Annotated in this window: 14 protein-coding genes; 7 read left to right on the forward strand and 7 right to left on the reverse strand. The window is 64.0% G+C overall.

The window, feature by feature from the left end; genetic code table 11:
- The first annotated feature begins 55 nt into the window (after positions 1-55).
- Both IDT60_RS11160 and IDT60_RS11165 read left to right on the forward strand, forming a co-directional pair.
- The gene (locus IDT60_RS11160; protein WP_191079135.1) at positions 56-1561 is read left to right on the forward strand and encodes an alkaline phosphatase; all 1506 of its coding nucleotides are present in this window, start codon (positions 56-58) and stop codon (positions 1559-1561) included.
- A 65-nt stretch (positions 1562-1626) separates the two neighbouring features.
- A complete protein-coding gene (locus tag IDT60_RS11165) occupies positions 1627-2160 on the forward strand; it encodes a hypothetical protein (protein WP_191079136.1) in 534 nt (177 codons plus the stop codon).
- A gap of 404 nt (positions 2161-2564) precedes the next feature.
- Here the strand turns inward: IDT60_RS11165 and IDT60_RS11170 are convergent, their stop codons facing one another.
- Both IDT60_RS11170 and IDT60_RS11175 read right to left on the reverse strand, forming a co-directional pair.
- Positions 2565-3950, reverse strand: a complete 1386-nt coding sequence (locus tag IDT60_RS11170; protein ID WP_191079137.1) for a phenylacetate--CoA ligase family protein — start codon at positions 3948-3950, stop codon at positions 2565-2567.
- Positions 3950-4579 (reverse strand): cation diffusion facilitator family transporter, encoded by a 630-nt coding sequence (locus tag IDT60_RS11175; RefSeq protein ID WP_223883690.1) that lies wholly within the window; start codon positions 4577-4579, stop codon positions 3950-3952. Before IDT60_RS11175 ends, IDT60_RS11170 begins: the two co-directional genes overlap by 1 nt.
- An 80-nt stretch (positions 4580-4659) precedes the next feature.
- Between IDT60_RS11175 and IDT60_RS11180 the strand changes: the two genes are divergently transcribed.
- Positions 4660-5298, forward strand: a complete 639-nt coding sequence (locus IDT60_RS11180; RefSeq protein ID WP_223883691.1) for a class I SAM-dependent methyltransferase — start codon at positions 4660-4662, stop codon at positions 5296-5298.
- A gap of 226 nt (positions 5299-5524) precedes the next feature.
- On the opposite strand, the gene lpdA is transcribed toward IDT60_RS11180, so the two are convergent.
- A complete protein-coding gene (gene lpdA, locus IDT60_RS11185) occupies positions 5525-6892 on the reverse strand; it encodes a dihydrolipoyl dehydrogenase (RefSeq protein ID WP_191079139.1) in 1368 nt (455 codons plus the stop codon).
- Positions 6893-7094: 202 nt separating this feature from the next.
- On the opposite strand from lpdA, the gene IDT60_RS11190 reads away from it, so the two are divergent.
- Positions 7095-8336: a cytochrome P450 gene (locus IDT60_RS11190; RefSeq protein ID WP_223883692.1), complete on the forward strand. Its 1242-nt coding sequence runs from the start codon at positions 7095-7097 to the stop codon at positions 8334-8336.
- 276 nt (positions 8337-8612) lie between these two features.
- Here IDT60_RS11190 and IDT60_RS11195 read toward each other — a convergent pair whose 3' ends face one another.
- The 4 genes from IDT60_RS11195 to IDT60_RS11210 all read right to left on the reverse strand — a co-directional run bounded on the left by IDT60_RS11195 (position 8613) and on the right by IDT60_RS11210 (position 11046).
- Entirely contained in the window at positions 8613-8975 is a 363-nt protein-coding gene (locus IDT60_RS11195; RefSeq protein ID WP_191079140.1) for a hypothetical protein, read from the reverse strand.
- 145 nt (positions 8976-9120) lie between these two features.
- Complete coding sequence (locus IDT60_RS11200) at positions 9121-9312, reverse strand: hypothetical protein (protein WP_191079141.1); 192 nt, start codon at positions 9310-9312, stop codon at positions 9121-9123.
- Positions 9313-9595: 283 nt separating this feature from the next.
- Positions 9596-10588, reverse strand: coding sequence for an arsenic resistance protein (locus IDT60_RS11205; RefSeq protein WP_191079142.1), 993 nt, complete (start codon positions 10586-10588; stop codon positions 9596-9598).
- Positions 10589-10590: 2 nt separating this feature from the next.
- On the reverse strand, positions 10591-11046 hold the full coding sequence (locus tag IDT60_RS11210; RefSeq protein WP_191081918.1) for a MerR family transcriptional regulator: 456 nt from the start codon (positions 11044-11046) through the stop codon (positions 10591-10593).
- Positions 11047-11198: 152 nt separating this feature from the next.
- Between IDT60_RS11210 and IDT60_RS23555 the strand changes: the two genes are divergently transcribed.
- The 3 genes from IDT60_RS23555 to IDT60_RS11225 all read left to right on the forward strand — a co-directional run bounded on the left by IDT60_RS23555 (position 11199) and on the right by IDT60_RS11225 (position 12486).
- Positions 11199-11360, forward strand: a complete 162-nt coding sequence (locus IDT60_RS23555) for an ester cyclase (protein ID WP_370590747.1) — start codon at positions 11199-11201, stop codon at positions 11358-11360.
- A 167-nt stretch (positions 11361-11527) separates the two neighbouring features.
- Complete coding sequence (locus IDT60_RS11220; RefSeq protein WP_305072114.1) at positions 11528-11887, forward strand: helix-turn-helix transcriptional regulator; 360 nt, start codon at positions 11528-11530, stop codon at positions 11885-11887.
- Entirely contained in the window at positions 11884-12486 is a 603-nt protein-coding gene (locus tag IDT60_RS11225) for a cadmium resistance transporter (protein ID WP_191079145.1), read from the forward strand. Before IDT60_RS11220 ends, IDT60_RS11225 begins: the two co-directional genes overlap by 4 nt.
- Positions 12487-12744: the final 258 nt, after the last annotated feature.

The following is a 12744-nucleotide window of genomic DNA, read 5'->3' on the forward strand; positions in this document are numbered from 1 at the left end:
CGTGGTGGCGTCATCAAACGCCACCACCGATTCGTACCCCTTTTGGAGACACCCGATGCGACGCACTCTTCCCTTGCTTGGCTCCGCCGGCGCCCTTATGGCCGCAGCCGTGGCCGTCACGGCACTGGTCGGGCCTGCCGGGCCCGCCACAGCGGCCCCGGACGGCAACAACGGCCGGACCAAGAACGTTATCTACCTGCTCGGTGACGGCATGGGCCGCACCCACATCAGCGCCGCCCGGGAACGGTTCTACGGTGCCGAAGGCAAACTGGCCATGGAAACCCTCCCGGCCCAGGGCTACGTCAGCACCTACGCCGTGGAGAAGAAGTCCGGCCAGCCCGGCGAACCGGACTTCAAGCCCAACCTCGTCACCGACTCGGCCTCCGCCGCGACCGCCTGGGCCTCCGGGGTGAAAACCTATAACGCTGCCCTGGGAGTGGACGCCAAGGGCGCCGTGGTGCCCACCGCGATGGAATTGGCCAAACAGGCAGGCTACCGCACAGGGAACGTCTCGACCTCCGAGATCACCGACGCGACCCCCGCCGGGCAGATGAGCCACGTCCTGGCCCGCGGCTGCCAGGGCCCCGTCTATTCTGCCTCGGCATGCCAGGACACGGCCGTGACCGGCGACGCGCTGCCCACCAGTGATGTCAGGGTCACCCCGGTCGCTGACCAAATCGCCCGCAACGGCACCGCCGATGTCATCTTCGGTGGAGGCCTGGGACGCTTCGACGCCGCAGATGAAACCGCCCTGAAGGAACAGGGGTACTCGGTCCTGGGTTCGGCGGCAAGCCAGATCCCTGCCACCCGCACCGACCTGAACGCAGCCTCCGGGGATAAGGTCTTCGGCTTGTTCAACAAGGGCAACCTCACCGTGGAAAAGACCAAGCAGGACAACCCTGCCGCACCCCAGGCCCAGGAACCGTCCCTGCCGGACATGACCAAAAAAGCCATCGAGCTGCTGAACAGCAAAAAAGGCGCCAACGGCAACGGTTTCTACCTTCAGGTCGAAGGGGCCCTGATCGACAAGCGCTCCCACGCCAATGATGCCGCCCAGTCGCTAGAGGAGATCAAAGCCTTCGACGATGCCGTTGCCGCCGCTCTTGACTTCGCCAAAAAGGACGGCAACACCCTCGTGATCGTGACCGCCGACCACGAAACGGCCGGTTTCAACATCATCGAGAAGGGCTCCTTCACCAACCCCGAGGCAGCAGCACCTCCGGTCAACGTCGACAGCGGGAACACCGCCAACAATTCCGCCCCGTCACGGGCGGGCGGGAACACCAAAGACCCCGCCCGTTCCTCCGGCATCCTCAACGGCGCCGGCGCAGCCGACCCGCGTAACTTCGCCCCGGCCACCTTCCGTACCCCGAACGACCCGGCCGAGGTCAAGGACGGTTCCAAGGAGGCCAGCCTGTGGCTGACCTACATCTCCGGCAACCACACCGGCGCTGACGTTCCCGTCTACGCCTACGGTTCCGGCTCTGAAAAGCTCCAAGGCAGCGTGGACAACACGGACCTGTTCGACATCGTCGGCAACGCCCTGCGCGTCCTGCGCTGACCTGACCAGTACATCCAGGGGGTCCGGGAAGATTTCCCGGACCCCCTGACACCGAAAAGAAGACCATGCACCGACGCCAAATCATTGTCCCTGCCGTGCTGCTCATCGCGGCTTTAGCCTTGACCGGATTCCTCGTGACGGCAGCGCAGCAGCCTCCCGGACCGGCCGATGCCGGCCATGGCCCGGCGGCAGCAGCAGCCAGGACTTCATTCCCGGGCCTCCCCTCTGCCGCCAGCGAGCCGGACCTGCCGGGGCTGCACGCGCCAGGGCCGGGCAAGGGAAAGGCACTGCAGGTTCCCGGACCGTTCGATGACAGGTTCGTGCTCGAAGGCCTGGTCTTCGACGGTTCAGCGGTCAGCGGCACCGTCAGGTCAACCGGGGCCACGAGCGAGCTTCTGGACCTTCAGGTTCTCGCCGGCTTTTACGATGACAAGGGCAGTCTGCTCGGCACGGCACGCTTCGACCACCACTTGGGAACCGAGGAACCGCACGCCGACGCCCCGGCAGAACACACGGAGTTCACCATGTCCGTCCCGGACCAATACCAGGACGCGGCAGTCTCAGCAGCGGTCGGCGTGCCCGTCTTCGTCACCGAATAGACCATCCATCGGGAAGGCCGGCCACGTCCTTCCAAGCTGGTCCGTTGAGCTCCGGAACGCCCTGGCACTGTCCTAATCTTTCCGGCCGCCGGCCGCCGGCCGCCGTTGACGGCCGTCGCCTTCCAAAGGAACACCACTCCTTTTTGACCCCGACGGAACCAAACCAACGACCCACGAACCTGGACAACCCGGGAAGCTTCAGCCCCGAACGCTTCCGCCACTGGTAGCACGTGGCCACCGATGCCAGGGAAAGACGCACGCTGGAACTGATCAAGCGCGCGATCCGCCCGCTTGCCGCGGAACATACCCTCCGAACTAAGCCCGCCTATTCAACCCGTCCAAGATGCGGCATGTCACCATCGGGGCCCGCTTTGAATGATGACCTGCGGTGGGGGGGGTATTCCTCATGGCCCCGCATCGTGAGGCGATGCGGTATACGGGACGACTGTGCGGTACTTGCCCCCTGGTGTCTGCTGGGGCAACTCATCTGCTCGAATGAGGGTGACGTGGGCGAGGTCGTGGCCGGTGAGGAGGTTCTCGATCTCGGTGCGTGCGGCTTGCCAGGTGAGTCCGGGATCGGCGCCAGCCTTGGGGTGCAGGCGGAGCCGGAGTTCGGTGGGTGATGTTTGCACCACTTGGAACAGGTCAATCCCCGGGACACGGTCAAGCAGGGTGCTGACAGTGAGTGGGGTAATACTAACGAGTTCCTCGTCATGGGCGGGGAAGGTGAGCAGGTCCGCCGTGCGGCCGTGGACGCGGACGGCCGGCAGCCGGTCTCCGCATGGGCAAGAGTCAGGCCGGACCAGCACAGCATCGCCGAGGTCATAACGCAGAATCGGTTGGACGCGGTTGGCCAGGTTGGTCAGCAAGGTGGTGTGGGATTGTTGGCCGGGCGGGACGGGCCGGTGGTCGGCGTCGACGGGTTCGAGGAGCACCCAGTCGCTGTTCACGTGCAGCCAGTTCTCACGGCAACTGTAAGTGAGGAACGGACATTCGGTGGCGGCGTAGCTTTGCCGGACAGTGGCTCCGAACGCGGCGGCAATACGGTCATACTCGGTCACCGGAAGGCCTTCGGCCGACAGGACGACCAGGATGGGGTCGATGCGCAGCCGTCCTGCCTGCTGCTCCCCTGCAAGCAGCGCGCCGGTACCGGCATAGGCGGCAAGAATGGCCGGCCGGAAGGTGCTGAGCCGGGTCACCAGCTCCGGCACTGGCAGCTGGACAGGCAACACGTCGATGAGGCGCCGGCGGAACCTGTTTTTACGCAACCCGGCCGCGGCCACCGCTGAGGCGAAGTGTCCGCCGGTTGCGTTGACCATGGCGATACGCCCGCCGTGCGCGGCGATCCGTACCACGTCTGCCGGAGAGAGCCATGCACCGAGCATCCGTGTGCTCAGCGCGGCGGTCACGGCCAGGGAGTGCTGGTCAAGCAGGAACAGGCCACGGGTTCCGGTGGTGCCCGATGTCGTCAGCGCCGTGTATTGGCCAAGGAACTTCTCCCCGACCCGAGCGGGATCATCGACGAACGACTGGACCTGGGCGAGGCTGATCTTGGGATCGGTCACCCAGTCGTCGAACCGCGCCATCAGCGTTTTCTTGCTGACGACCGGCAGCAGGGCAGCGTCGCTCACCCGCTCGGGCAACCCGTGATAGAGCTCGCGGTAGTAGGCAGAATGGTTGCGCGCGTAGGTGACGATCCCGGCGAGCCGGTCCTGTTGTCTGCGCAGCAGCATTTCCGCGCCCTGTTTGTGCACGCGGCGCGCGTCCAGCATCAGCCCAAGAGCAGTCATCACGGCCCACCGGGATGATCCGGCCGGTGCTCGCCGGCTTCTTTCCATGCCTCATGGCCGGACCACGCGGCGAATCCCGCAACAACGAGGGCGGCAACCGGGTCGGCCCACCACCAGCCGAGGACAGTGTTCAGGCCAAGGCCGGCGAGCACGGAAATGGACAGGTAGTTCGACATCCAGGTTTCGGTCGATTGCGCCACCAGCACAGGGTTTCCCAGTGCCTGCCCGGTGCGGCGCTGGGCCAAGGCAACCGGGACCATGACGATCAGCGCCGCAACGTTGAGCATGATGCCGACCAGTGATTCCCCCGCCTTGTCCTGGGTGATCAGGTCCCGCGCGGCCTCGAACACGACGTAGGCGGCGAGTGCGTAGAACGTGAGTGCGATCATTCGCAGGGCCGGTCGCAGACGTGAGGTGGTACCGGCGCGCAGTTGCCAGATCACCACCGAGGCGGCGAAGACCTCGATCGCCGAATCGATGCCGAATCCGACCAGCGCCGTGGAGCCGGCAGCCAGCCCGGCAGTGATCGCGACGGCACCCTCAATGAGATCCCACACCACAATGAACCACGCCAACCTCAGGCCGCGGCGGGTGAGCTTGTCCCTCTCCACCTCAGTGATCATCGGCATAAACCGATGATAGCGCGTCTTGTGCTGATATGGTGTGACCACGATTACAAGTACTTGAACGACGGGTGCCGGTTATGTTGATGAACAGGATCGAAACTGCGCTGGTGACCTCGCCGCCCCGGCGGTGGTTGCAGCATTACGAAGTGCACCTGCTGACTAAGCTGGGCGGACGTACGCCAGGAGCGCGGGTCGCGGAGATCGGCTGCGGCTCCGGCTACGGCACCAAGCTGATCCTCGACAAGTTCGGCGCCGCCGGCGTCGACGCCGTCGACCTTGACCCGGCGATGATCACCCGCGCTGCCAGGCGGCTGCAGCGCTACGCCGGACGGGTCCGGCTGGCCCAGGGCAGCGCAACTGATCTGCGCGCCGCGTTCGCTACGTTCAGCGGCGGCACTGACGCCAGCTACGACGCGGTGTTCGATTTCGCCATCATCCACCACATCCCTAACTGGCGCGACGCGCTGGCCGAGGTCGCCCGTGTACTCACCCCGGGCGGCCGATTCTTCTTCGACGAGGTCACCGCCGCCGCACTCGCCCGCCCGTCCTACCGGCGGCTGTTCGACCACCCCGGCAAGGACCGGTTCACCGCCGGGGAATTCCTGGCCGAATTGCCCCGCCATGGCCTGGACGTGGGCGACCGCTGGGTTACCCGCGTGGGCGGGGACTACCTCCTCGGAGTCGCCACGAAGTCCGGCAGGACCGAGGAAGTAACCAACTAAAGCCCGCCGTTGCTCGTCTCTTCAGTGCTTTTGATCCGGCGGGGACGGGCGAAGCGGCCCGCACTTGGATGTGTCCCTGACCCGGCGGGGTGCCTTCCGGGGGACGCCGTTCGGCCACCTGCCCTGGGAAGCAGCCGCGGTTCTACTTGCCCGGAACGGACGATGTTTTTAACGGGGCCTGCTGGGCACGGTGTCGCAGCGGTCGGTCCTGCACCCTCCTGCCAGGTCAATCGTGGGTGTGCAGGGGTTTTCCGGCCAGGGCCAGGGCAGCTTCACCGATCGCGTCGTTTTGGGTGGGGTGGGCGTGGATGAGGTTGGCGACGTCTTCGGGGTAGGCGTCCCAGTTGACCATGAGTTGGCCCTCGCCGATCAGTTCACTGACCCGGGCACCGATCATGTGGACGCCGACGATGGGCCCGTCCTTCTGCCGGACCATTTTGATGAATCCCGCGGTTTCGAGCATCAGGCTCTTGGCGTTCCCGGCCAGGTTGTATTCGGTGGTTTCGACTCCATCTGTGCCGAATTTCTCCCGGGCCTGGGCCTCGGTCAGACCTACGGACCCGATTTGGGGTTCGGAATAGGTCACGCGCGGGATGCCGGATTCCACGATGGGCGCGGGCTTCAGCCCGGCGATTTCCTCGGCAACGAAGATGCCATGCTGGAAGCCGCGGTGGGCCAGCTGAAGCCCAGGGACAATGTCTCCTATGGCATAGATGTTGCCCACGCCGGTGTGCAGGCGGTCGTTGGCCAGGACGAACCCCCGCTCCATCGGGAGGCCATTTTCCTCGTACCCGAGATTTGCCGTGGCCGGGCCGCGGCCAACCGCTACGAGCAGCAGGTCGGCCTCGAGCGTCGTGCCGTCCCGGGTAGTGACCGCGACGCCGTCCTCGTTCTGCGTCACGCCGGCGAACATGGTTTTCGTGTGAAAGGCGATATTGCGGGCCCGGAAGGCGCGTTCGAGCCCTTTGGACACGATTTCCTCTTCGCCGGGTACCAGCCGGGGCAGCGCCTCAATGATGGTGACCTTCGCCCCAAAGGAGCTCCACACCGAGGCGAATTCCACCCCAATTACGCCGCCGCCGAGAATGATGGCGCTTTGGGGCACGAAGTCCAGCTCCAAGGCATGCTCGGACGTGATGACCCGCCCGCCGATGTCCAGCCCCGGAAGGGACCTGGGGTAGGAACCGGAGGCCAGGACAATGTTGTTGCCCCGGTAACGCGTGCCGCCCACCTCGACGGTGTCCGGCTCAACAAGCCTGCCCCAGCCGCTGACAAGTTCGACACCGCTGGAGGCAACCAGGCCCTGAAGACCCTTGTACAGGCGGGAGACCACACGCTCTTTGAACGCGTTCACACCGGACATCTCAACACCTTCAAAGGTGCCGGCCACCCCGACCGACTTGCTGCCACGGATTGCGTCGGCCACCTCCGCGGAATGAAGCAAAGCCTTGGTAGGGATACACCCGCGGTGCAGGCAGGTGCCGCCAAGCTTGTCGCCCTCAACGAGGGCCACCTTCATCCCCAACCTGGCACCGCGCAGGGCAGCGGCGTAGCCGGCGCTGCCGCCTCCCAGGACAACAAGGTCATAGCTCATTGATCTTCCCTTTCCACCAAACGGACTGGTCAGCGTGTGTTTGTATCGTACGCGGACGATGCCGGCTCCGGCCGGGTATCAAACGCGGAAAGAACAAAGCCCACCCGAAGCGCCAACCAAGGGACAAGGGCTTCCTGCCCGGAAGCCGCTGGCCTAGACTCGGGAAAAACACGGCCTGGCCTGCACAACGGGGAGAATACGAGTGACTGCACGATTGCCTGACAGCTCGCTGGCCCTGCTGCGGCAGGGCTACACCTTCATCTCCGCCCGCTGCGACGAAGCCGGCACAGACCTCTTTCAAACCCGCCTGATGCTCCGCCCTGTGGTGTGCATCAGGGGAGCAGCGGCGGCGGAGTTCTTTTACGGCGGGGGCCGGTTCAGCCGTACGGGGGCTCTCCCGCGGTCGGTCAAGCACCTGCTGCAGGACGCCGGCAGCGTCCAAACCCTTGAAGGGGACGCGCACCACCGCCGCAAGCAGCTGTTCCTGGACCTGGGCAGCCGCGGATCGGCTGAACGCCTGGCGGACCATTTTGACGCTGAATGGCATGACCCTGATCGCGGGCTGCCGTCCGGGCGGCGTTTCAACCTTCACAACGAAGCCCGCCGGATCCTCACCGCGGCAGCCTGCCGATGGGCGGGTCTTCCTACCGACCCGTTCACTATCCGCAGGCGCAGCACGGAACTGGGCCTGATGATTGACCAGGCCGGCGCCTTCGGGCCAGTGAACTGGTACGCCCGCTGGCGGCGGCATTCCACCGAAAAGTGGGCCGCGACCGCCATCCTGACAGCACGCTTGGCCGCGCCGGACCAGACACCGGCAACCCCGGTGGAAGCCATCGCCTTCCATCGCGATCACGCCGGCAAGGAGCTGCCCGCCGACACCGCCGCGGTGGAACTGCTGAACCTGCTCCGCCCGGTCGTGGCCGTCAGCAACTTCATCGTCTTCGCTGCCCTTGCCCTCACCCAGCACCCCGAATGGAAAAACAAACTCGCCAACGGGGACGATGACGACCTGCACTGTTTCGCCCAGGAAGTGCGCCGGTACTACCCGTTCTTCCCCTTCGTCGGCGGCACCGCCACCGGGCACCTGGAATGGTCCGGGCACGCCTTCAAGCCCGGGGACTGGGTCCTCCTTGACTTGTACGGAACTAACCACGACCCACGAAGCTGGCCAAACCCGGAAAGCTTCGACCCCGCACGCTTCCGCACCTGGCAGCCCAATCCCAACACCCTGATCCCACAAGGGGCAGGCGACAAGGAAACAGGCCACCGGTGCCCAGGGGAAGACATCACGGTGGAACTGATCAAACGCGCCATCCGCACCCTTGCGGACACACCCGCCCTGCAGGTACCCGCACAGGACCTCAGCTTCAACCTCTCCAGCATGCCCGCCCTACCCAAAAGCGGATTCATCCTCGGGCCTGGCCATGCCGGCCGCCGCTGACAGAGCAGAACGAACCAGAGAACGGCTGGGAACGACTCATCCGGGCAGGTGGTTCAGATATGAAACACCGCGCAGCACCAGAACAGCCAAACTATTGCCGCCGGTGCGATCCTGTTTGCTCCCAGACGAGGGATCCCCTGGCTTCGGTACGAGCGGTGGAATGGTTGGAGCGGCATCAGATTCGGTTTTACCTGGGGGCTCGACCGCACGAATGGGCGTCAAGGGTTGAAACAGGCGTTTGTGCGGCGCTTGTGACCACCGGAAGGTTGGAGACCCCTAGTCAGCCTCGCTGTTCGCTGGGCCAATAAATTTGGACAACGTCCTTGCCTCGGTGGGCTTCAGGAAGAACTCAACCGGTTTGAGCCTGCCATCGATCTCCAAGGTCAATGTGAAGCCCTCAGATCCAACGCTGGGGCGGGCCGACCAATGCTTGACGACTGGCGCGAGGTCCCGCCCCATCAGAACGTTGCGCTCATCCATGTCCCAAGGCGCGCCCGCGTCGACCATCGCTTTATGCTCTCCACAGAGGTAGGCCTCATGATAGCCGACAGCAGCGTTTTGATTACCGAAAACGAAGGCGGATCCAGGGTTCGTGCAACGGAGCACTGAGCAAATAATCATGCTTTGGAAGATACCCATGAATGTGGAGGAAACCCGTGCAACACGTCCATGAGACTTCAATAGCTTCAAGCTCCGACGGGGACAGGAATCTCAGTCATCCCCCTGTACAAGTCCCGCTACCGTCACGCCGTGTTCGGCTTCCGGGGTAAGAAGACGTCGAATGTCAGCTGATCGACAAGGCCCTGCCGGAGAAGGCCTGAAACGTCAGGTAAGACTCGGCCTTCTTGGCCGCCTGTTCCTTCCATCCACTCTCTACGTGATCCGCGGCCCAAATAGCCTCCCTCGGTGTGAACTTGTGCAATTCCAGTTGCATTATCAGACCGGTGCGCGAGAACGCATGGAAGTGCAACGTCATGGGGAGGCCTCGAAGCCCACAACTGCCAAAAGCAGTTTTATAGGCTGGATATGAAGCCTAAGGACCGATATCCGGAGGTGGAGATGCATCTAAGTGCCCGCATCGCCCCGGGCTGAAGACGGCCACCAGTTCATCCATGTGCGGGGTAGCTTGCGCTGGCGGTGTATAGGAGGCCCCTTCCGGCGATTCTATCCCCAGGCATTGGCGACAGATGAGTAGTGAGAGCTGACAGCTGAACGCACGTCTACGGTCTATGACCAAGGGCTTGTGCTCAGCGCCCGTTTTACGACTGTGCGTGGGTCAGGTGGCGTGTCTCGTGCTCCGGCACGATGATAGGGACGATGCGTACCAGGACGACCATGGCGACCAGTTCGACGAGTGTCTGGGTGACGACGGCTAACGGGGCGATGCTCAGTGCCGGCGGCAGGGCCAGGGCCAGTGGGAGGACGACGAGGGAGTTGCGGGTGGTCGTGGAGAAGATGGCGGCCCGGGTGGCCGGGACGTCGAGGCGGGCGGCGCGTCCTGCAACTTTTCCTATGATGACGGCGATGACGACGAAGGCCACGTAGAGGGGAATGACGCGGGTGAGATTGAGGACCTGGGAGCCCACTGCGGCGATCTGGGATCCGATCACGACTGCGAGGGTGACCATCATCAGAGGCACCATGGCACCAGCCATGGTTCTTTCTATCGCTTGACCTGCACGATGCCGGCGGGCGATGTGCTGCACGGCGGCGGCGGCGGCCAGGGGCAGCACAATCAACAGGAGGAACGCTTCGATAAACGGGCCGACATCAATCACGTCAAGAACGTCGGCGCCGGCGAACAGCAACAGATAGACCGGGAGCAGGAGTACCTGCACCAGCATCAGCAGCGGAGTTGCGGCGAGCAGGCGGGCGCTGGCGCCGCCTGCGATGCCGCTGAAGACGATGACGTAGTCGACGCATGGAGTCAGCAGCACCAGCAGGACGCCGAGCATCAGCCCGCGATCGTCCGCGACGAAGCGGGAAAGACCGAACACAAAAGCGGGGATGATGATGAAGTTCCCGATGAGCACCGTCCCCAGGAAGGGGATGTCGCGGAATGCTTTGCCCACCTCGATCAGTGGGACAACGAGGAACGTGGCGAACAGCAGCAGAATCAGCACCGGTTTAATGGAATGTTCCAAGGCCGGCGCGAGCTGCGGCGCAGCCAGACCGACCGCCGCCCCAGTCAAGATCGCAACCATGTAGAGCAGAACCTGCTGATCGTCCCACCAGCCGATAATGCGGTTCATGATCACCGTGCTCCTTCGATGGTTGTCGTCTTTGGGTCGGTTGTCTGCGTGGGGCATGCTTTCCGCTGGGTGGCGAGGAGTGCGCATTCGGAGCGGCAGGATCGTCCGCTGTCCGGACAGGCGCCAACCCTGGCCACTGCCGTATCGAGCCGGTCACGCAGCAGGCGCAGACTCGCAAGGCGTTTATCGACCTCAAGCAGCCTCTGCTGTAGCCGGGGGTGAAGAACTTCACGCACCTCAGTGCAACTTTCACCCTCGATAACGGTCAGAAGATCCACAATTTCAAATAGCGACAGATCGAGCTGCTTCGCAGCCTCAATGAACGACAGCTGGCCGAGCGCATCAACGTCGTAGTCCCGGTACCCGTTGGAGCCCCGCTTCGCTGTGAGCAGCCCTACCGATTCGTAATAGCGCAGCGTCGTCGCGGGGACCCCCGACGCTGCCGCCAGCTCTGAAATTCGAACGCTGCCTAGCGTAGACCTTCGAGTGCACTCGAAGGTCCACTCGGCGCGAACCCGGGCTGGAAATGTGGACGGTGTGGGACTGTAACAGCATTAAATGCGGTCCTATTGTTGACGCATGAGCGAGACGGCCGAGCACAACAAGCGCACTGTTTTCCATGCTGGTGGAGGCACTTTCCGGATGTCAGGACGTCGTCCAGACAGCGGCTGAAGGCGATACCGTCGTCGCCAGGCTGCGCTGTTCTGGTACTCACCTCGGTGTCTGGCGCGGGCATGCCCCGCCCGGCAGGCGCTTTGAGTGTGTGGGTTAACGCGGTGTACTTCTTTTCTTTCCTAGATGGGTTGATCAGTGGCAGTTGGGGCCTTGAGGACAACCTGAAACGCTTCGCCCAACTAGGCCTCGCACTGGACTCACGCGCTCCTTCATTTGAGGGCAGCCGTGTCTCAAATGGTCAGTGTCTACTGTATAGTTCAGCGAGTGCTGACTATAGATTCTCACTTGGATGTAATGAACCGGTTAGGCCGGGCCATGGCCGACCCCACCCGGTCCCGAATACTGCTGACCCTGCTGGAGCGGCCCGCCTATCCCGCTGAGCTGGCCCGAGGCCTGGGGCTCACACGGTCGAACGTGTCGAACCATCTGGCGTGCCTGCGGGACTGCGGGATCGCGGTCGTCGTGCCGGAGGGCCGTCAGAACCGGTATGAGATCGCCGACCCGCACCTGACGCGCGCGTTGACCGCACTGGTCGATGTCACCCTCGCGGTGGATGAGAGCGCCCCGTGCCTGGATCCGGCCTGTTCGGTGCCGGGCTGCTGTGATGCGGAGGCTGAGGCATGATCCTGTCTTCAGCCCTGCAGGCGATCGGCCTGTTCCTGGCCACGAACATCGATGACATCATCGTGCTCTCCCTGTTCTTCGCCCGCGGCGCCGGCCAGCGCGGGACCAGCGCCCGGATCCTGGTTGGCCAGTATCTGGGGTTCGTCGGTATCCTCGGCGCGGCCGTGCTCGTGTCGCTGGGCGCGGGGGCAATCCTGCCCCCGGAGGTCATCCCGTACTTCGGGCTCATCCCTCTGGGCCTGGGACTGTGGGCCGCCTGGCAGGCCTGGCGCGGGGACGACGACGATGACGACGATGAGGCCAAGATCGAAGGCAAGAACGTCGCCGCCTGGACGGTGGCCGGAGTGACCTTCGCCAACGGCGGGGATAACATCGGCGTCTACGTCCCGGTCTTCCTCAGCGTCGGCCCGGGAGCCGTGGTGGCCTACTGCATCGTGTTCCTGGCCTTGGTCGCGGTGCTGGTGGTGCTGGCCAAGTTCATCGCCACCCGCCGGCCGATCGCGGAGGTGCTGGAACGCTGGGAGCACATCCTGTTCCCGATCGTCCTGATCGGCCTCGGTGTCTTCATCTTGGTCAGTGGAGGAGCCTTCGGCCTCTAGCGAGTCCTCCAGGACAGAGACGTGGTGGCGGTGCGACTGAGCCTCGGTCGCACCGCACCGCCACCTAGCGGCGGCAGCCCTACCATATAAGAGCCAGGACACAGCGGCTGCGGTGATAGGTTTCTGATGGGCCGGGTCAGAGCCGCAAACGATACTCGAACACTACATCCAGCAGATTGACTTGCACTAGGTTTCAACTTGCCGTCAAAGTGCCCGTAAGAGGTGCCGCGTATAGGCGACTTAAGGCTTCCCGTTAGA

This window comes from Pseudarthrobacter sp. BIM B-2242 (assembly GCF_014764445.1).
Classification (GTDB): domain Bacteria; phylum Actinomycetota; class Actinomycetes; order Actinomycetales; family Micrococcaceae; genus Arthrobacter; species Arthrobacter luteus_A.

Excerpts from the sequence above, each read along its gene's own strand:
- IDT60_RS11175 (WP_223883690.1), bottom strand. The coding sequence starts at position 4,579 with ATGCCGATGATCACTGAGGTGGAGAGGGACAAGCTCACCCGCCGCGGC.
- lpdA (WP_191079139.1), bottom strand. The coding sequence starts at position 6,892 with ATGAGCTATGACCTTGTTGTCCTGGGAGGCGGCAGCGCCGGCTACGCC.
- IDT60_RS11160 (WP_191079135.1), top strand. The coding sequence starts at position 56 with ATGCGACGCACTCTTCCCTTGCTTGGCTCCGCCGGCGCCCTTATGGCC.
- IDT60_RS11195 (WP_191079140.1), bottom strand. The coding sequence starts at position 8,975 with ATGGGTATCTTCCAAAGCATGATTATTTGCTCAGTGCTCCGTTGCACG.
- IDT60_RS11225 (WP_191079145.1), top strand. The coding sequence starts at position 11,884 with ATGATCCTGTCTTCAGCCCTGCAGGCGATCGGCCTGTTCCTGGCCACG.
- IDT60_RS11180 (WP_223883691.1), top strand. The coding sequence starts at position 4,660 with ATGAACAGGATCGAAACTGCGCTGGTGACCTCGCCGCCCCGGCGGTGG.
- IDT60_RS11165 (WP_191079136.1), top strand. The coding sequence starts at position 1,627 with ATGCACCGACGCCAAATCATTGTCCCTGCCGTGCTGCTCATCGCGGCT.
- IDT60_RS11205 (WP_191079142.1), bottom strand. The coding sequence starts at position 10,588 with ATGAACCGCATTATCGGCTGGTGGGACGATCAGCAGGTTCTGCTCTAC.
- IDT60_RS11170 (WP_191079137.1), bottom strand. The coding sequence starts at position 3,950 with ATGACTGCTCTTGGGCTGATGCTGGACGCGCGCCGCGTGCACAAACAG.
- IDT60_RS11200 (WP_191079141.1), bottom strand. The coding sequence starts at position 9,312 with ATGACGTTGCACTTCCATGCGTTCTCGCGCACCGGTCTGATAATGCAA.